Genomic DNA, 16,429 nt, shown 5'->3' on the forward strand with positions numbered 1-16,429 from the left:
TACCGCCTCACATTTCTGAGAAATGAGGTTTTGCCTATAAATAAAATTGTTAAAACCCATTTAGTAAAATCAAGATTTTAGACAACAATTAACGTATAGGTTCGATATAAGACCTAGCTGAGAAATTTTAGGGAGAAAGCGATGAATTCGATTAAAGTGAAAGATTACATGACGCTGCAGGTTGTGACGTTCACTCCTGATATGCCGCTAAGTCTCGCGTTAGACAAGGTAATGCGCAGTCACCATATGGGCGGTCCCGTGATTGATGAAAATGAGAGAGTGATAGGCTTCTTGTCGGAACAGGACTTGTTGGAAAAACTGGTCAAAGTGAGTTACTTCTGCCAAGACACGCACACTGTTGGCGATTGCATGTACAAAGAGGTGCTTTCAGTATCGCCTGATCTTTCAATTATTGAACTGGCAGATTTGATGAAAGTTGGCAAGCCTAAAGCGTACCCAGTTATAGACAATGACAGACTGGTTGGCATCATCACTCGTACTGATGTTTTGAGAGCCATTGGTAAAAACTTAGATGATTGCTTCCAGCATCCAGTATAACTTTTTTGTTCTAAACAGTTATTTCTACTCACTTCTCCTTGACCTTGGAGGCGACTCCAAGGTTTATACTTCAGGTGTACTGGAGGGGACTTTAGCTTACCTCAACTAGAAACCCCTTCAGCAGTCGAGTATTAAGGAGAATTTATTATGTGTGCAAAACATGCCGCGTGCCGCTCAACCAAAGCGGAGATTCAAAACAAACCTGTAGCTTCAAGCTGCGGTAGCCCTAAAATCACTAGCATTACAGCTGCTTCTACCAGCCCATCTTCGTGCTGTGCAACCTCTGAGCCCTCTGCTGGCGGCGAGAGTTGTTGCGGTTCAGACAGTGGAGAAGAAGACCGGCTGTCCTCAGTTGTCGAACTAAAAAGCAAGCTCACTAAAAGCTGGCTCGTTTCAGGTATGGACTGCCCAGCCTGTGCACGAAAGGTAGAAAAAGCCGTTTCTTCTATTCCTGGTGTGATTGAAGCCAAGGTTCTGTTTGCGACGGAAAAACTGGTCGTGAAATACGATCAAGTTGAACTCACAGAAACCATTAAAACCGCCGTTCAAAAAACGGGCTTCAGTTTGAGTGAAGTTGGCGTTAAGGAAAAGCAACAGCCAGCGACCTTCTGGCAATCATACATTCAGCCAAATCTCCAGATCATTGCGATTGCCGCTGCGATGTTATTCGCGGCCTTAATTAAAGACGTCAGCCCTGTTTTAAGTGAGCGATTGTTCATTGTCACCTGTTTGCTTGGACTTTACCCTGTCGCAAAACAAGCGGTGAAGCTTGCCCGCTCAGGCACTCCTTTTGCCATTGAAACCTTGATGAGTGTTGCTGCTCTGGGTGCCCTGTATTTGGGGGAAACAGTAGAAGCAGCCATGGTTCTATTGTTGTTCTTAATCGGTGAGCGTTTAGAGGCCTTTGCTTCATCCCGTGCACGCAGTGGTGTACAAGCATTGATGGCATTGGTGCCTGAAAATGCGACTCAAATTGTCGATGGTGAACGTGTCGAAGTTGCAGTGACGGAACTTAAGCCTGGTGATGTTATTGAAGTCTCTCCTGGTGCTCGACTGCCAGCAGATGGTCAATTGATTACTTACGCCGCCAGCTTCGATGAGAGCGCACTCACTGGTGAATCTGTCCCTGTCGAACACATCAAAGGCAACACCATCATGGCGGGTGCGGTTGTGGTCGACAAGGTTGTTCGTATCACGATCACTTCTAAACAAGGTGAGAATGCGATAGACCGAATTCTTCATTTGATTGAAGAAGCAGAATCACGCAAAGCACCTTTAGAACGATTCCTAGATAAATTTAGCCGTTGGTATACGCCGCTAATGATGTTTGTGGCCTTGATGGTCATTGTGATTCCGCCGAGTTTGTTCGCTCAACCTTGGGAAACTTGGGTTTATCGTGGTCTTGCGTTGCTGTTGATCGCATGCCCTTGTGCGTTGGTTGTCTCAACGCCGGCAGCGATTACTTCTGGCTTGGCTGCAGCAGCAAAACGTGGTGCCTTGATTAAAGGCGGTGCTGCGCTAGAGCAGTTAGGTAAGGTTGAAACCATTGCGTTTGATAAAACTGGCACACTGACCGAGGGCAAGCCACAAGTTACTGACGTGTTACCGTTGCAAGGTTGGAATGAGCAACAGTTATTGCGTGTGGTCGGTGCGATTGAAGTGGGGTCAAGCCATCCACTAGCGCTATCTCTCGTCAATAAAGTTAAAGAGAAGGGGATTGATATCCCGGAATCTGACAACAAACGTGCCCTTATCGGTAGTGGTGTTGAAGGTGATGTCGATGGGCGTACATATCAAGTGCTTTCACCATCGAAAGTGACGTTTGATCTTGATTCGTCAGTACAAGAGCAGGTTACTTCGCTTGAGATGCAAGGCAAGACGGTGGTCGTGGCAGTAGAGCGTCCTCAAACCGTCATTGGTTTAATCGCGTGGCAAGACACACTGCGCAGTGACGCCAAAGCTGCAGTAGAACGTTTAAGCAAGTTGGGCGTTGAGTCGATTATGTTGACGGGCGATAACCCGCGCAGTGCTGAGGCAATCAGCTCGGTGGTTGGCATGCAATACAAAGCAAGTCTGTTGCCAGCGGATAAAGTGAGTTACGTTGAAGAGCTTACTCGCCATTCACATGTTGCTATGGTGGGCGATGGTATTAATGATGCTCCAGCAATGAAAACGGCAAATGTTGGTATTGCGATGGGTGGTGGCACCGACGTCGCTTTAGAAACCGCTGATTCGGCACTGACTCACAATCGTCTAACTGAACTGCCGGCTATGATTGAGCTGTCACAGGCCACCATGAGAAATATTCGCCAGAACGTCGCTTTGGCGTTGGGGTTAAAAGGTGTCTTCTTAGTGACCAGCCTATTTGGTATTACTGGTTTATGGGTAGCTGTACTTGCTGATAGTGGTGCAACTGCGCTTGTGACACTCAATGCTTTAAGACTACTAAGATTCAAGTCAAAAGCTGACTAAGAGATCGTCGCATTAGTTACAGAACGCCTCTAGTTTATTAAGCGCATGTTGTTTGATTTGCGTTTTATGAACTAGAGGCGTTTTTTTGGTCATTATTATGCAACGAAGCTATACGATTGCGGTATAAGTGTGATTGAGATCTGTTTTTTGTGAAAATTGATTGTATGTTGCGTGGAGAGGTGTGATGTCTGTCACTTCATTTTGTGAATAGCTTGGTTAGAGTAAACACGTACCCCACAAACTTATAATGCGCTTAGATAAGGGTGATGAACACTCAATAAGCCACAAGGAGCAAACTATGTCTCAAGCTGTTTTCCACTTAGGTATTACTGAAGCTGATCTTCAAGGTGCGACACTCGCGATCATCCCAGGTGATCCAGCACGTGTACAAAAAATTGCTGACGAAATGGAAAACCCAGTATTTCTAGCAAGCCACCGTGAGTACACGCTGTACCGCACTGAGCTAGATGGAAAGCCTGTGGTTGTTTGTTCTACTGGTATTGGTGGTCCATCTACATCTATCGCTGTAGAAGAGCTAGCGCAACTAGGTGTACGTACTTTCCTACGTGTTGGTACAACTGGTGCAATCCAACCTCACGTCAAAGTGGGTGACATGATTGTAACAACGGGTTCTGTTCGTCTGGACGGTGCAAGCCTACACTTCGCTCCAATGGAGTTCCCAGCAGTAGCTGACTTCGAAATTGCAACAGCGATGAAAGCGGCAGTAGAAGAGTCTGGCGCAACGGTTCACACTGGTGTTACAGCATCAAGCGACACGTTCTACCCAGGTCAAGAGCGTTACGACACTTTCTCTGGTCGCGTTGTTAAGCGTTTCCAAGGTTCTATGCAAGAGTGGCAAGACATGGGCGTTCTTAACTTCGAAATGGAATCTGCAACACTGCTAACTATGTGTGCAAGTTCTGGTCTGAAAGCAGGTTGTGTAGCGGGCGTTATTATCAACCGTACACAGAAAGAGATCCCAGATCACGATACGCTAAAAGAGACAGAAGCTCGCTCAATCAAAGTGGTTGTAGAAGCTGCGCGTAAGATGCTTTAATCGCGTCGATACTGCTTAATTCAGTTATCATCCTAGATAGCCTGATTTAAAACCTCAAAAGCTGCACTTAATGGTGCAGCTTTTTTGTATTTGTCGATTAGGTTTGGGGAAAATAAAGACAAATAAAAAGGCGCATGATGCGCCTTTAGTGTGTGAGTCGTGAGCCTTTGACAGCTTATTTGCTTATTTGCTTATTTTCTTAGTACTCTAGGTCTTCGTGACCGCCTGCAGCAGCAAACCAAGATGTTAGATGCGTTTTAAGATCTTTCAACTCATCAGGACCAATCAAAGCAAGTCCTAAATCCTCTGCACGAGTGATGTCGTTATGGCGCAGTGGGCGGAAGCTGACCAGCATAGCACGAGCCTGAAGGCCGCCTAATAGGTCGCGCAGCGATTCCAGCTTATACAAAGTGTCATCACCATCGTCACGCATACCCTTGGTCTTACACTCTATGATGTGCAGTTTATTATTGACGACTGAAGCAACATCCAGCTCATTACGTACTTCGCGCTCACCAAGCTGGCGATATACCTGAACGTTCAACGAACGGTCTTGAATGGTTGGCATGTCATCTTGAATCTGTTTCACCGTGCTGTGCACCAGTGTTTCTAGCCACTCACCGTTCGAGAAACGACGCGCATCTTCGTTAGCAAAGGTCAAAATACCGTCTTGGTAGGTCGCAATCTTTGCTTCGACGAGATCGGTAAGCAGCATGTTCAGCTCACGATAGCCTTGTTGCTTCTCTGAAAGCTCAACGTCCAGTTTCTGCTCTTTGCGGCAGGTTGTTGCTAGGTAGTTTAGCGTTGCTAGACCTGGCCCCAGTTCGAGGGCATTGCTCGCCCAGCGTTCACCCAGTTCGTAGAGTTTTTGATCCAGCTGCGGCGGCAGTTCGAAGTCATTAAATTCACCGCGAGCACCAAATACGGTCAGGTAATCATCGATAGTAATACGATCTTGTACTTGTGTGTCTTCTTTGCCATTTGGGTATAACCAACACAGTTTGTCACTGTTTGGTTCAACCACGAAAATCGGCCAGTGATAAGTGCGAAATACTTCGTAAACTGAAAGCAGGCGATGTCTTAAACCGCAGCTTGCGTTAAGTTTTACTTCTTGTCCGCGTGCCTTGAGGTCTTCAGCCAAGACTTGAATAGATTCTTTGATAACAGAAGTATTAACGATGGTAGGAATTTCAAAAAACTCACTGGTGATATCGCGCTTTTGGAGTACGGAGTGAAGGCGCAGATACATGCCTTCTTGAGTCTTGTCACCGATAAAAACGATGTGTGAGCTGGTGGTTCGATTATCCAATAATGGGGTAATCAGCCTAATGGGGTCTTGATCAATAATGCCAACGTGAACAGCCATATAAATTCCTTAATATTGGCTCGCTCAAAATGGGAACGTAACGGAAAGCAGCAAGCCATAATACTCATATGATGACAATGGCTTAAAAAAACAAGGGTAACCTTTGACAAAAGTTACCCTGGTTCAGGTGGTTAACAAATTGATGCGAGTAAAGTCATACCTTTAGTCGCTTTAGTAAAGGTTTAAAGCTTGAACTGATGCACCAAATCACCTTGCTGATTAGCAAGAATGGTCAGGTTCTCACTTGCTTTAGCAATGGACGACATCGCTTGATAACTTGCGTCCGCAATGTGGTTGATGTCTTCAATGTTACGCGCAATGTCGCTTGATGTTTCGCTTTGTTCTGCCGCAGCCTCAGAAATATGTGTACTCATGTGGCTGATCTCTAGGATAAGTGCTTGAATCTCTTCCATCGCACTATTGGCATTGGAAGCCTGCTCAACGGACATCTCCATATCATTCATACAGCTCTCAATCACGTTACCTGCTGTCTTAGAGCTCGATTGTAGATTGCTGATCATAGTTTCAATCTCAGACGTAGATTGCGTGGTTTTCTGAGCGAGAACACGCACCTCATCTGCCACCACAGCGAAGCCGCGGCCTTGTTCACCCGCACGTGCTGCCTCGATAGCAGCATTGAGTGCAAGTAGGTTGGTTTGTTCTGCGATCCCACGAATGACATCTAGGATTGAGCCAATCTGACTGCTCATCTGCTGCAGTTCACCCACAGCGACAACTGACTCATTGAGGCGAGTCTCCAGTTGATTGATGGTGCTGATATTGGTGTTCATGATTTGACGGCCAGATTCCGATGCTGACTCGACTTGCTGAACCATAGTTAATGAGCTCTGCGCACTGTTCGCCACTTCTTGTACCGAATGCGACATCTCTGTCATGGCGGTTGCTACATTTGCCGTTTGTTCGCGCTGATTGCTCAGTTGTCCTTGCGTTGTTGAAGAGGTCTTCTGGTTAATGCTGGCTGTTTCAGTTAGCTCATCAGATGCTTCATTAAGCTTAACTAGAATGTTATGCAGGTTATCGGCAAGCGTGTTGATGTGGCGACTCACGCGGCTAAATTCGTTGTCGTAACGAATGTCGATACGTTTAGTCATATCCCCCTGTGTGAGCCCTTCAAGTGCATGCAAAATGCGAGTCAAAGGTTCGCGCACACTGTGGGCAATGTGATAGCCAATCGCTGCTGCGAATACCGTCACTACAACACCAATCGCGATAGCTTTCATTAGGCCTTGATCGTAGACTTCACCTGCATCTGCCAGTGAGCTATTAAGCTGTTCACCCGCCGTGACGTTGAATGAGTCAAGAACTGCCATTGCTTGGTCAACGTCTACCGCTAGGTTAGCGATGTTGATGTAGAGTGCCTTCTTCGCTTGTAGGTAGTTATTGTGTTTATCAAGTACACCGCCTTTTTGACCAACGTCTTTCGTGAACTTTTGTACCGACTCATCGAACGCGCCTTTTAGCTCAGGCAGTTGAGTGGTTAAACCTCGGTATGCGTAGTTAAGGTGTGTTACCGCTTTTTTGTTTTTGTTTACTGCACTTTGCACTAACTCAACATCGGAACTTGCTAGAGCATCAGAGGTGATCACCTCTGCGTCTTTCAACTTAATAAAGTAGCTTTTTGCCATGACCTTCACAGAGATGCTTTTCTGATCGGCAACATACTCTTTCATTCCAACCGTCAATTCCGAATGCAGACGTTGGAATTCGCGCGATGCTTTTTGTACTTGCTCTTGAGCTTCAAACATCGCGACGTAGTTGTTCATCGCTTCTTCTGCTTCAGAGAAGTAGCGCTCTTCGAGTTGTTTTAGTTGCTCAACACGCTCTACAAGTACAGGATTTGTCGCGCTAGCGATTTCAAGCTCTTTAAGTACAGAAGAGAATGCTTGTTGTGATTGGGTAAATTCACTGCGCATTGCCGTCATGCGCTCTTGATTCTGTGTAGTGAGATAATCTTTGAAGGATTTGTCTGCAGAGAGTAGCTGCACACTGGTTTGATTAGAGAGAGTAACAAGGGGCAGCGAAGATTTTGACACGCTTTCGAAGTTACTGTGTATCTGATTCATGCTGCTCATCATGATTGTAATCGTAATTGCAAACATGATGATGATCAGTGCGAAGCCCGCATACATGCGTTTTATCACTGAGCCTTTCATGGCCGTTCTCCCTAAAAATAAATACAGACCGAAAATCCGGTCCAAAACAAAGTAACAAAAGTGTCAGCATTCTATTGAGTTCCAGTAACACATTTTATGACGCACCCGTCAAAAATAACTGTCAGCAATAGGCGACTTGGCATTCTTTTGCACTCGGTTGGGTTTTCTTTGATTTGAACACTGTTTTTTATTATGCTTTAGCTTAGGTTGATTGAGGTTTCTAGTGGCTTGACGCATACTCAAAGCTCTTAGAAGTAAATGTTTTATTGGAGAAAAACATGGCTGAAGAAACCATTTTTAGCAAAATAATCAATAAAGAGATTCCAGCAGACCTTCTTTATCAAGACGATCTCGTTACTGCGTTTCGTGACATTAATCCGCGTGCGCCAAGTCATATCCTGATTATCCCAAATAAGCTGATCCCAACAGCGAATGACGTTGAAGCAGAAGATGAAGCGATGATGGGGCGTCTGTTTACCGTTGCTCGCAAACTGGCGAAAGAAGAGGGTATTGCAGAAGATGGTTACCGACTGATTGTTAATTGTAACTCTCATGGTGGCCAAGAGGTCTATCATATCCATATGCACCTTGTAGGCGGTCGCCCTCTAGGTCCACTATTAATGAGCTAATAAAAATGACTTCTATACCAACTTTTTGCGTGAACTGTAGTCCAAAGCAATGGTTGGTATAGATGGGCAGGAGTTAATCTTTGAAACAGTACGTCAAGTTCGTTTCAGTCGCGATGATATCGGCATTAACCGTTGGGTGTGCAAGCATGTCTGCGGGGAATTTATTTAGTCACTACAGCGCTCAAAATCAGAGTGTGTATCAAGCCTTGAGAGCGGGTGATTACTCAGAAGCGCAGCAAGAGCTACCTGATTATGCCGCAGGCGATATTTTGGATAACCTTGAAAAAGGCCGCGTATATTTACTAGACCAACAGTACGCAGAGAGTAAGTCTTGGTTTGAACAAGCAGACCAAGCAGTGAGAGTTCAGCAAGATAAAGCCGTAGTCTCGGTGACAGACAGCGCAGCGAGCGTAGGCGCGTTAGCGGTTAATGACAACATTACCGAATATACTCCAGCCGATTATGAATTAGGCTTTCTGCATCTTTATCTTGGGCTGAACTATCTCAAACAGAATGATTTAGAGGGCGCATTGGTTGAGATGCGTCGTGCTAACCAAGTTCAAGAGCAAGCGAAGAAACAGCGTGAAGCCGAATTGCAGCAAGCAGCAAACGATGCTCGGTCACAAGGTCTTTCGGCGAACGTTGGCAGTATTCTCTCGAACTACCCAGATGCGGGCAAAAAGCTGCAATCGGTACAAAATGCGTACCTAATGTTTTTATCTGGTCTTCTTTATGAAGCGTCCAATGACCTTAACAATGCGTATGTTGATTATCGACGTGCCTTGGCGGTGATGCCTGACAACCAGCAAGTTGTTGAACGCACCATGCTGGTGGCTCAGCGTCTGGGTATGCGTGAAGATCTGGCAAAGTTGAAGAAACGCTACTCAATGCCTGCGCCTCTTAAATCTGGTGAAGGGCGAGTGATAGTCTTAGATGAGCAGAGCGTTGTACAAGCAATGGACAGTTGGCGTTTAGATTTACCAGTTTATGACAGTCGTGATCAAGGCGCCATATATTCTCTAGCTCTGCCATACTATTCAAAGCAGCCAAACGAAAGATTTGCGTCAATTCGTATCAATGGTACTTCGCTCAATGGCAGTTTGTTGACCGATGTAGACGCAATGGCACAAAACGATTTATCTGAACGCCTGCCGGGTATTGTGATTCGCCAAGCCCTGCGAGTGGTCGCGAAAGACCGGATTCGTAAAGAAGCGACCAAAGGTGATGATGTGGGTAACTTGCTGTTCAACGTCTGGAACACGCTAACTGAACAACCAGATACCCGCAGTTGGCAGTCGCTGCCTGCTCAAGTGAAGAGCAGCACCTATGTGGCGACTTCTGGTAACTACACGCTAGAAGCCGGCGGTAAGTCATATCAGTTTGATGTGCGAGATGGGCAAACCACATTAGTTTGGGTTTCTCGCCAAGGGAACAACGCCACCATGTGGCATAAGCAGCTAGGGAGGCTGTAATGAAAAAGTGGTTAGTGAGCTTAGCGGCTGTTGCAGCCTTAGCCGGGTGTGCTGAGAACACAGCAGGTGTACGTGTTGATGGCCTAACGCAAAACGTATTTTTTGGTGACAAGGTTCTAGGTAGTCGGCTGTTAGTTGATGATGTCAGAACTGATCAAGTTGATGGTCATACCCGTGGGCTTGTACGTCTCACGAGTGATTACAAGGGCGATCAGAATATCCTATATCGATTCTATTGGTATGACGATGCAGGTCTTGAGGTGAACTTGAAGCAAGGACCTTGGAAACAGGCCATCGTTCGTGGCTATGAGACCATCACCTTGTCAGAGATTTCTGTGAACCCGCAGGCAACGCAGTTTCGCGTGCAGTTTCGGGAACAGTAATATTTAACGGTTTAAGCTGAGCGTGACTATTTATCGGCAAGCTAAGCCAACCAAATTTATGAGTAGGGCGTGGTTCTGCTCGGATATGTGAGGAAATAAAATGAAAAAGAGTGTCATTGCGCTATTAGGATTGGCTGTAATTCTAGGCGGTTGTTCAAACAAAGTAAGTTATGGTGATGCGCAAGCTGTAGAGACCACAACCATCGATTTCGGTTCAACGGACCTTCAAACGATTGCTGGCGAAATGGTTGATAGCATGATGGCTTCTGGTTCGGTTTCTTACATCACCCGCGATCAGCGTCCGATCGTGTTTGTAGAGCGTATTAAGAATAAAACCAGCGAGCACATCGATACGGAATCCATCACAGATACGATCAGCACTAAGATGTTGAACTCAGGTAAGTTCCGTTTCGTGGACATGGACCGCGTTGAGTCAGTTCGTGAGCAGCTAAACTTCCAAAACAACGATGAGCTTGTAAACCAAAGCTCAGCGATTCAATTCGGTAAGATGGTTGGCGCTCAATACATGCTTTACGGCAACCTATCAAGCATCGTGAAGAAAGACGGCAGTGATCAAGACGTATACTACAAGATGACCATGCGTTTAATGGATCTTGAGTCTGGTCTTATCGAATGGGCGGACGAGACAGAAATCCGCAAGCAAAAATCTAAGAGCTTACTGGGGCTATAATTGAGCCTAAGGCGCGATATAGAGTGACAAGCGTGATGTGTTGCTCTTTACGCTATAGTAAGACTGAGTGAGAATAAAAGACACCTGCGGTGACGTTGGTGTCTTTTTTATGGGGAGAATAGAGAGTATGGCGATTTTTTGCTGGAGTGAGGCTAAAAAACTGGATGCGAGTTTAGGCTCACTTGATGACTATTTCGATCTCCCTCCTGTTAAAGCACAGACATTAACTGGTGGTCTTACCAACCGTTGCTGGAAGATTGAAACCGCTGATGGGCAAGCTTTTGTGTGGCGACCAGCCACCTCAATTACTGAAGCCTTCGGAATTTCGCGCCACGAAGAGTATCAAATACTCTCAGCGATAGGCCAGCTCCACATTGCGCCTCAAGCGATGACCATCAATAAGCAAGGTTTGTTAGTCGAGTGGCTTGAAGGAGATACTATTCATGATGACCTTTCACTGCAGCAGTTAATGCGAACTCTGGTGTCTGTGCATTTAGTTAACACATCGCGACTCCCTCTGCACCCTTTCTGTTTTACCGCTCGAGTGGATCACTATTGGTTACGACTTGATAAAGAGCATAGAGGTGAAGAGTTTGAAGCGATTTACCGACAATGGCGTTCAGCACCCAATCTACCTCCAATCGAAAACAGGCTCTGTCATTTTGATCTTGGTGGTTACAACCTTGTGCGCCAGCACGATGCGATTAAGATAATTGACTGGGAGTATGCTGTGTTAGCGGACCCTAGACTCGATTTAACATTGACGATTTCGGTGGCTAATGTATCGGTCGAAGAGGCCGTTCAACAATACTGCCAGTTTCGAGGTATCCATGATACTCAAGCATGGATAGCTGGCGTCGAAGCTTGGCAACCCCGCAGCAAAATGATGGCGATGCTTTGGTATTTGCTGGCTCATCAATTGTGGGGAGATGAGCAATATATGGATGAAGCGCAAGCATTCAGTCGCACTTTCTGTAGTTAGGATCACGTTTAGGACGGGAAAAATGCAAATTCAGTTATCTGTACTTTAAAACCTTATTTTTCGTGTTAGATTTATCAAAACGTACCAGCATTTTACCAGGGAGGTACAATGATTATTTACCTACACGGCTTTGATTCTACAAGCCCGGGCAACCACGAAAAAATACTGCAGTTGCAATTCATTGATGATGACGTTCGTTTCATTAACTACAGTACACTCCATCCAAAACACGACATGCAACACCTACTTAAAGAAGTCCATAAAGTGATTGAACAGTCAGATGACCCACACCCACTAATTTGTGGTGTCGGATTAGGTGGATATTGGTCTGAGCGCATTGGCTTCTTGTGTGGTATCAAACAGGTGATCTTCAATCCGAACTTGAGACCTGAAAAGAACATGGTTGGCAGAATTGATCGTCCAGAAGAGTACGAGGACATTGCAACAAAGTGTGTCAGTCAGTATCGCGTGAAGAACAAAGATCGCTGTTTAGTTATTCTGTCTCGAGAAGACGAAATTCACGACAACAACAAAACCGCAGCTGAACTCGAAGACTACTATCAGATCATCTGGGATGAAAAAGAGAGTCACAAGTTCAAGAAGATCTCTCAACATTTACAAGCGATGAAAGCCTTCAAGAACGCTTAACTTTTTGTAAAATCTTATCGGCAAGAAGCAGTACTTTTCTAGTGCTGCTTTTTTATATTCAGCACCATACTAATACCAATCGTAGTAAATAATTGCTCACCCTAGCTTGTTAAAATGCTCGATAACTGCGTTAGAGTTTTTGATTGTAGAATAACTACTTATCGAAAAGTTCTGCCTTGTTCTCAAGCCTTTTTCCTGCGCTATTTTTGAACACTTACTTACTGTGATTGGTATAAATGGTATGAAGGTTAGCGATTTTTCTTCGAAACCTCATTCAAGGTAAGGATTTTAGTTGCGGTCACGTTTTTGCTATATATAATGTTCGGTAATAAAATATTTTGATAAATATCAAAAAAAATTGAGAGCGAGTCATAAACTTGCCCATTATTTGCGCTTTACCTCTCAGGTGAGCCATTTTTTCCGCGTGAACTTACTAAAGCAGATGACTTTAGTCTTCGCCCCTCTAAACACTCGGTGATCGGAAGTGAATCAAATTCCACACTGCGATAACGCAGGTTGCTGAGTAGAAAACAGAATTTATCGGTTGGAGTAATCGAGCCGAGCCCCATTTATTTATTTTGTAGAGGATTGTCATCGTGACAAAAATTATCGTAGTAGGCGGTGGTGCTGGTGGTTTAGAACTAGCAACCAAGCTAGGGCGCACCCTAGGACGCAAAAAACGTGCGACGATTACACTGGTTGACCGCAAAGCGAGCCACCTATGGAAACCGTTACTGCATGAAGTAGCAACCGGCTCTTTGGATGAAGGTGTCGACGCATTGAGCTACCGTGCACATGCAAAGAATCACTACTTTGATTTTCAGATGGGTAGCCTAAACGACATCGATCGTGAGCGTAAGGTTATCGCCCTAAGCGAACTTCGTGATGAACATGGCGAATTGTTAATGCCAAGCCGTGAGCTGGAATATGACATTCTAGTTATGGCGATTGGCTCAACGTCGAATGATTTCAACACGCCTGGTGTTCGTGATAACTGTATTTTCTTAGACAGCCCTGAGCAAGCACACCGTTTCCGTACCGAAATGAACAATGAGTTTCTTAAGCTACATGCTAAGAACGGTCAAGGTACAGTAGATATCGCTATTGTTGGCGCAGGTGCTACCGGTGTTGAGCTATCTGCTGAGCTGCACAATGCCGTAAAAGAGCTGCGTACTTACGGCTTTGGCGACCTAGATTCAAGCAAGCTGAACGTAAACCTAATCGAAGCGGGCGAGCGTATTCTTCCTGCACTTCCACCTCGCATTTCAAGTGCTGCGCACTCAGAGCTAACTAAGCTTGGTGTGAATGTTCGTACTATGACTATGGTAACGCAAGCTGACGCGGATGGCTTAACAACCAAAGATGGTGAGAAGATCCCTGCTCAGATCATGGTTTGGGCTGCAGGTATCAAAGCGCCAGATTTCATTAAAGATATCGGCGGTCTAGAGACAAACCGTATCAACCAGTTGGTCGTGAAAGATACTCTGCAAACGACACGTGATGACGATATTTACGTCATTGGTGACCTAGCACAATGCACGCAAGCGGACGGCTCTTTTGTACCACCACGTGCTCAAGCTGCACACCAAATGGCAAGCTGCGCTTTCAACAACATCATTGCCAAGTTAAATGGTCGTGAGCAGAAAGCTTACATTTACAAAGATAAAGGCTCTTTGGTTTCTCTTAGCCGTTTCTCAACCGTTGGTAGCTTGATGGGTAACTTAACTAAAGGCTCAATGATGGTTGAAGGTCGCATTGCTCGCGTGGTTTACATCTCGCTATATCGTATGCACCAAATGGCGCTGCATGGCATTATCAAGACGTCACTGATGATGTTGGTAGGCCGTATTAACCGCGTACTGCGTCCAAACCTGAAGCTTCATTAATCTACTTAAAAACGGTTATTGACTAAAAAAGAGCTCCGAGGAGCTCTTTTTTTATGTTTCGTTTACATTATTGCGCGGTTATCGCTTAGGTTGCGCATCGATGCATTGGCCGTGAACATCAGTCACACTTGGATTCATCAAGTGTAGGTAAAGTGGCATTATGTCGAGTGGTGTCTTCAGCTGGTTTGCATCTTCACCTGGATAAGCTTTTGCACGCATGCGCGTTTGAGTCGCACCTGGGTTAATCGCATTGACACGTAATGCTGTGCCTTCTACTTCATCGGCTAAGATCTGCATCATGCCTTCAGTCGCAAATTTAGAGATAGCGTAAGAGCCCCAGAACGCGCGACCAGAGTGGCCGACTGTTGAAGAGGTGAATACGATTCTACCCGCTTCCGCTTTCTTCAGTACCGGTAGAAGAGCTTGAGTCATTAGGAACTCGGCTTTTACGTTGATCTGCATAACATCATCAAACGTCTCTTCTTCGATTTGATCGAATGGGCTCAGAGTACCAAGCACACCCGCGTTATGCAGTAGACCGTCTAAGCGACCGAATTGAGATTCGATGGTTTCAGCCATGTCGATGTAGTTCTGCTTGGTTGCACCCTTAAGATCTAGCGGGATGATCGCAGGTTGTGGGTAGCCCGCTTTCTCGATTTCATCGTAAATAAACTCAAGGTTTTTTACGTTACGGCCGAGTAGAATTACGGTCGCACCGTGTTGAGCGAAACTTAATGCAGCTTGGCGGCCAATACCGGCTCCAGCGCCTGTAACCAAAATTACTTTATCTTTGAGGGCATCTGTAGAGATTGGGTAATCCACTGTGCTTATCCTTCTATTTTTATGTTCGTCATTCCATTGATGTTTAATCACACAGATAACCGCAGGAATGATTAGAAATTCTTGGTAATCGTGACAAGATGGTTACAATACACTAATTCGTACATTAGGGGATATGACATTGGAATTTTTGTTGGACTACGGCTTGTTTTTAGCCAAAATTGCGACTGTTGTGATCGCCATTATTGCTATTTTAGTGATTGCTAAATCGGTGGGCGGCAAATCGAGCGCGATAAAAGGTGAGCTGGAAATCACTAACCTATCTGATCACCATAAACAGACGATTGAGCAGCTAGAGCACCACTTACATGATGATGCGTTCATCAAGGCTCGTGATAAGGCTGAAAAGAAAGCGGAAAAAGAGAAAACCAAGTCACGCGGCAAAGAAGTGAAGAAAGCAGCGAAAGAGGGCGAGTTGGACAGCAAGCGCGAACCGCACCTGTTTGTTTTGGAATTCAATGGCAGTATTGATGCAAAAGAGGTGGCTTCTCTTCGCGAAGAGGTAACCGCGGTATTAGCGGTCGCTCGTGAGGGCGATGAAGTGTTGCTTAAGCTTGAGTCTGGCGGCGGCATGGTACATGGCTATGGTTTAGCGTCTTCTCAGCTTGACCGCATTAAAGCAGCGGGTCTTCCTTTGACTATCTCTGTCGACAAAGTCGCGGCAAGTGGCGGTTACATGATGGCGTGTATTGCCGATAAGATTGTGTCAGCGCCTTTCGCTATTGTTGGCTCTATCGGTGTCATCGCTCAGCTGCCTAACTTCAATAAGTTACTGAAAAAGTACGACATTGAGTTTGAACAGCTGACGGCCGGAGAGTACAAACGCACCTTGACTATGTTTGGTGAGAATAACGATAAAGCGCGCGAGAAGTTCAAGCAAGAGCTTGAAGAGACTCACGGCTTGTTTAAAGATTTTATTCGCGATCATCGTCCAGAGTTAGATTTAGAGAAAGTAGCCACTGGTGAGCACTGGTTTGGTACTCAAGCTCACGCTTTAGGTCTTGTGGATGAGATTCGTACTTCTGATGACATCGTTGTAGATGCATGCAAAGAGAAAACGGTACTTGCGATCCACTATGTTCAGAAGAAGAAGTTATCAGACAAGCTTGCTGGTGTAGCGGGTCAATCGGCAGATAACATTTTACTTAAGCTGATTGAGCGTGGCCAAAAGCCGATCGTATAACGCTCTGTTGCTGCGAAGAAAAGCAAAAGCGCATTGGTTTCGGCCAGTGCGCTTTTTTGTTTAGGTTAGTTGTTTTCTACATGATGTA

14 protein-coding genes are annotated in these 16,429 nt (G+C 45.4%); 11 read left to right on the forward strand and 3 right to left on the reverse strand.

What is annotated here, in order from left to right; genetic code table 11:
• Positions 1 to 141: 141 nt before the first annotated feature.
• From vsple_RS04970 to udp, 3 genes are all read left to right on the forward strand, one after another.
• Entirely contained in the window at positions 142 to 558 is a 417-nt protein-coding gene (locus vsple_RS04970) for a CBS domain-containing protein (protein ID WP_255231051.1), read from the forward strand.
• Positions 559 to 705: 147 nt separating this feature from the next.
• A complete protein-coding gene (locus vsple_RS04975) occupies positions 706 to 3,030 on the forward strand; it encodes a zinc/cadmium/mercury/lead-transporting ATPase (RefSeq protein WP_261882838.1) in 2,325 nt (774 codons plus the stop codon).
• A 298-nt stretch (positions 3,031 to 3,328) separates the two neighbouring features.
• Positions 3,329 to 4,087: a uridine phosphorylase gene (gene udp, locus vsple_RS04980; protein WP_261882839.1), complete on the forward strand. Its 759-nt coding sequence runs from the start codon at positions 3,329 to 3,331 to the stop codon at positions 4,085 to 4,087.
• Positions 4,088 to 4,286: 199 nt separating this feature from the next.
• Here udp and vsple_RS04985 read toward each other — a convergent pair whose 3' ends face one another.
• Positions 4,287 to 5,453: a DUF1887 family protein gene (locus vsple_RS04985; RefSeq protein ID WP_261882840.1), complete on the reverse strand. Its 1,167-nt coding sequence runs from the start codon at positions 5,451 to 5,453 to the stop codon at positions 4,287 to 4,289.
• A 182-nt stretch (positions 5,454 to 5,635) separates the two neighbouring features.
• Complete coding sequence (locus vsple_RS04990) at positions 5,636 to 7,627, reverse strand: methyl-accepting chemotaxis protein (protein WP_261882841.1); 1,992 nt, start codon at positions 7,625 to 7,627, stop codon at positions 5,636 to 5,638.
• Positions 7,628 to 7,905: 278 nt separating this feature from the next.
• Between vsple_RS04990 and hinT the strand changes: the two genes are divergently transcribed.
• From hinT to vsple_RS05025, 7 genes are all read left to right on the forward strand, one after another.
• Complete coding sequence (gene hinT / locus vsple_RS04995) at positions 7,906 to 8,256, forward strand: purine nucleoside phosphoramidase (RefSeq protein ID WP_150871736.1); 351 nt, start codon at positions 7,906 to 7,908, stop codon at positions 8,254 to 8,256.
• Positions 8,257 to 8,402: 146 nt separating this feature from the next.
• The gene (locus vsple_RS05000) at positions 8,403 to 9,728 is read left to right on the forward strand and encodes a COG3014 family protein (protein ID WP_420833796.1); all 1,326 of its coding nucleotides are present in this window, start codon (positions 8,403 to 8,405) and stop codon (positions 9,726 to 9,728) included.
• Positions 9,728 to 10,111, forward strand: a complete 384-nt coding sequence (locus vsple_RS05005; RefSeq protein WP_255231046.1) for a YcfL family putative periplasmic lipoprotein — start codon at positions 9,728 to 9,730, stop codon at positions 10,109 to 10,111. The genes vsple_RS05000 and vsple_RS05005 overlap by 1 nt, the downstream gene beginning before the upstream one ends.
• A 100-nt stretch (positions 10,112 to 10,211) precedes the next feature.
• Positions 10,212 to 10,802 carry a penicillin-binding protein activator LpoB gene (lpoB, locus tag vsple_RS05010; protein ID WP_255231045.1) on the forward strand — a complete coding sequence of 197 codons (591 nt, stop codon included), beginning with the start codon at positions 10,212 to 10,214 and terminating at the stop codon, positions 10,800 to 10,802.
• 127 nt (positions 10,803 to 10,929) lie between these two features.
• Complete coding sequence (locus vsple_RS05015; RefSeq protein WP_261882843.1) at positions 10,930 to 11,784, forward strand: phosphotransferase; 855 nt, start codon at positions 10,930 to 10,932, stop codon at positions 11,782 to 11,784.
• Positions 11,785 to 11,892: 108 nt separating this feature from the next.
• The gene (gene ycfP, locus vsple_RS05020; RefSeq protein WP_261882844.1) at positions 11,893 to 12,432 is read left to right on the forward strand and encodes an alpha/beta hydrolase YcfP; all 540 of its coding nucleotides are present in this window, start codon (positions 11,893 to 11,895) and stop codon (positions 12,430 to 12,432) included.
• Between the two features lie 596 nt (positions 12,433 to 13,028).
• The gene (locus vsple_RS05025) at positions 13,029 to 14,318 is read left to right on the forward strand and encodes an NAD(P)/FAD-dependent oxidoreductase (RefSeq protein ID WP_261882845.1); all 1,290 of its coding nucleotides are present in this window, start codon (positions 13,029 to 13,031) and stop codon (positions 14,316 to 14,318) included.
• A 78-nt stretch (positions 14,319 to 14,396) separates the two neighbouring features.
• Here the strand turns inward: vsple_RS05025 and vsple_RS05030 are convergent, their stop codons facing one another.
• The gene (locus vsple_RS05030; RefSeq protein WP_261882846.1) at positions 14,397 to 15,140 is read right to left on the reverse strand and encodes a YciK family oxidoreductase; all 744 of its coding nucleotides are present in this window, start codon (positions 15,138 to 15,140) and stop codon (positions 14,397 to 14,399) included.
• Between the two features lie 133 nt (positions 15,141 to 15,273).
• On the opposite strand from vsple_RS05030, the gene sohB reads away from it, so the two are divergent.
• The gene (gene sohB / locus vsple_RS05035) at positions 15,274 to 16,341 is read left to right on the forward strand and encodes a protease SohB (RefSeq protein WP_261882847.1); all 1,068 of its coding nucleotides are present in this window, start codon (positions 15,274 to 15,276) and stop codon (positions 16,339 to 16,341) included.
• Positions 16,342 to 16,429: the final 88 nt, after the last annotated feature.

The organism is Vibrio pelagius (assembly GCF_024347575.1).
Classification (GTDB): domain Bacteria; phylum Pseudomonadota; class Gammaproteobacteria; order Enterobacterales; family Vibrionaceae; genus Vibrio; species Vibrio pelagius.